Raw genomic sequence first — 2,260 nt, 5'->3', positions numbered from 1 at the left:
GTTGTTCAGATGTCATTCCATTTGTACCACTTATCCAGTCATACAAATGGAATCTTATCCATGGCATTGCATTAGACATGCGCATCCCCTTCTTTCTTTAAATATAAAATTGCTAAAGCATCTGCTTCGTTGTCGTCTTTAGGCGTATGTCCTTTGGAACATATTGCCTTAATCATTTCTTCTTTTGAGGCATTGCCTTTTCCTGTCGTCGCCTTCTTAATTGTGCCAACCGGAATGCCTTCATATGGTATCTGATGATGTTCACACCACGCTGTTAAGGTTGCTAGAAAGCCCCCATAAATATGAGAAGCGTCTGTACCCACATGCCGGCGCACCTCTTCAAAATACACCGCGTCAATTTCATCAACAGATCTCTTTAGTTCAGTAAGCCACCGTTTAAAGCGTAAATAACGCATACCACCGCCTTCAAAACGGCGTGATTGAAAATCCTCTGTATCGCTTGTTATGTGACCATCCGCACCGCATATCGCCCAGCCTGTCTTAGTCCCTAGATCAAGACATAAAATGGTTTGTGCGTTAGTGATCATTATCCCCCCTTAAGGTTGCTGTGTGTTTATGCGTGCGTTATGACAGAGCGCGTTGCGATTGCCTGTCTTGCAAAAATGTTTTTGAAAAAGGAACCTCCCAATGATTCTAAAAAAGTGGGGAGGGGAAAGATGCAAGAATGGATAAAGATATTTCTTACGGGGTTCGTGTCATTTATCGGATCACTTTCAGTAGCGCTTATTTTAAGAAATAAAGACCGTAAAGAAGCAGCCAAAATCCGGAAAGATGATTTAGAAAAAGCTGCAAAAAAACGAGAAGAAGATAGAGAATGGATAAGCAAGCAATTTGCGGAAAGCCAAAAACAAACTACAGCTCTTGAAGAGCAAGCGAAATCGACAAAAGATCTTGCTGAATGGTCAAAACAACATGTTGAAATTTTGTTATGTGCTTCAAGACCACCCTTAGATCTCAAAGCGGGTTTTGACCTATTAGGACAAGTAAATGGTATCTCATATATAGCAATGATATTGCAGGTTACAAATCTAACAAAGAAAGATATTTTAATAAGAAATATACAAATGTCAGAAAGCAGCCCCTTTGAATTTATTGAAAATGTTTGTTTGTTTACCCAGTATAGGTCTGATATAGTGGACGAGTGCGTCGTCATTAAGAGAACAGCTCCCAAATACATTTCTTTAGATCCTAAAGAGATCAAATCGAACTCTACCGTAGAGTTTGCTTTAAATTTTTTCATTATGCCTGCTAGTAAACGCACTTTGTTTCACTTCCTATTAAGCTGTTCTGACTTTAATGTTCGAAATATTGCAAATTGTACCCTTGAACACACTTCACCGGATAATCCAGATGAATTAGTCACTGCTCGTTTTTGGGCGTCTTATCCACGCGACAAGCTTACGTTTAAAAAATATGAGCCCAAAATTCTTCAGTCTCAATCTTAATGTCGCAATTCTCTATTGAAGTATGTTCCCCTGAAACAAGAAAATCTATTGGTTTGATCTTTTCTTTGATCAACGTATAAATTTGGTAATTTAGTTCACTAATAAGCTTCATTTGTGAAGCCAACTTTAATCTTTGTTCATACAGTGTCTTATTTTTTTGCTTAATTAAAGTGGATAGGTTTTCAAGTACTACTTGTTGTTTCTCAATTGATTTATCTCGCTCTGCAAGAGTTTCTTCATGCCATCTCATCCAACTATCAAATTTTGACTTATGCCATTCTTCTCGTTTTTTAAGAATTGTTGTGTGAATCGCATATCGTTTTATGAGTTCTTCTCTACTACAATCACGATCCGGTATTTGTATAAATTCTTTCACAAACTTATCTCCATTCTCAATTTTCGTATTACAACCTATTAATCTACAAATCCGTGTGTAGAGTTTCTTCAATATTCCGTTTCTCATGATCTTTCTTCTTTAAGAATGTGAATGCTGCTGTTGATGTTCATCATTATCTATAGGAGCAGGCGTGAAAGCAGATATTTGAGATGATATAGTCTCACATGATTGCGTCCTATAAAAAAACGAGAAAAAGTCTTCTGCCTTAATCGGTGCTCCAATTCTGTTGGCTTCATTCAAAAGAATTGGGATATGTTTTGTTGGAATTCTCCCACCAGTTCCACCTTTTGATACAGGACGGAGCCAGACGTACACGCGTGTTCTATGAACCCCAAGCAACTGAGATACCCTACGAACCCCACCTAATAGATTTATTATTTCCGAAAATTGTTTCATA

Annotated in this window: 4 protein-coding genes; 1 reads left to right on the top strand and 3 read right to left on the bottom strand. The window is 37.7% G+C overall.

Going from position 1 to position 2,260, the window contains the following annotated elements:
* Positions 1–71: 71 nt before the first annotated feature.
* A complete protein-coding gene (locus PVV60_RS10240; RefSeq protein WP_273724270.1) occupies positions 72–548 on the bottom strand; it encodes a crossover junction endodeoxyribonuclease RuvC in 477 nt (158 codons plus the stop codon).
* Positions 549–587: 39 nt separating this feature from the next.
* Between PVV60_RS10240 and PVV60_RS10235 the strand changes: the two genes are divergently transcribed.
* Positions 588–1,466 carry a hypothetical protein gene (locus tag PVV60_RS10235; RefSeq protein ID WP_273724644.1) on the top strand — a complete coding sequence of 293 codons (879 nt, stop codon included), beginning with the start codon at positions 588–590 and terminating at the stop codon, positions 1,464–1,466.
* Here the strand turns inward: PVV60_RS10235 and PVV60_RS10230 are convergent.
* Both PVV60_RS10230 and PVV60_RS10225 read right to left on the bottom strand, forming a co-directional pair.
* The gene (locus tag PVV60_RS10230; RefSeq protein ID WP_273724643.1) at positions 1,426–1,842 is read right to left on the bottom strand and encodes a hypothetical protein; all 417 of its coding nucleotides are present in this window, start codon (positions 1,840–1,842) and stop codon (positions 1,426–1,428) included. The two genes, PVV60_RS10235 and PVV60_RS10230, sit on opposite strands and share 41 nt — an antisense overlap.
* 99 nt (positions 1,843–1,941) lie before the next feature.
* A partial coding sequence (locus tag PVV60_RS10225) for a hypothetical protein (RefSeq protein WP_273724642.1) occupies positions 1,942–2,260 on the bottom strand: 319 nt, incomplete at its 5' end.

Source organism: Bartonella sp. AU18XJBT (genome assembly GCF_028618595.1).
GTDB lineage: Bacteria > Pseudomonadota > Alphaproteobacteria > Rhizobiales > Rhizobiaceae > Bartonella.
This window is presented reverse-complemented; position numbering and strand designations above follow the sequence as displayed.

Excerpts from the sequence above, each read along its gene's own strand:
- PVV60_RS10240 (WP_273724270.1), bottom strand. The coding sequence starts at position 548 with ATGATCACTAACGCACAAACCATTTTATGTCTTGATCTAGGGACTAAG.
- PVV60_RS10235 (WP_273724644.1), top strand. The coding sequence starts at position 588 with ATGACAGAGCGCGTTGCGATTGCCTGTCTTGCAAAAATGTTTTTGAAA.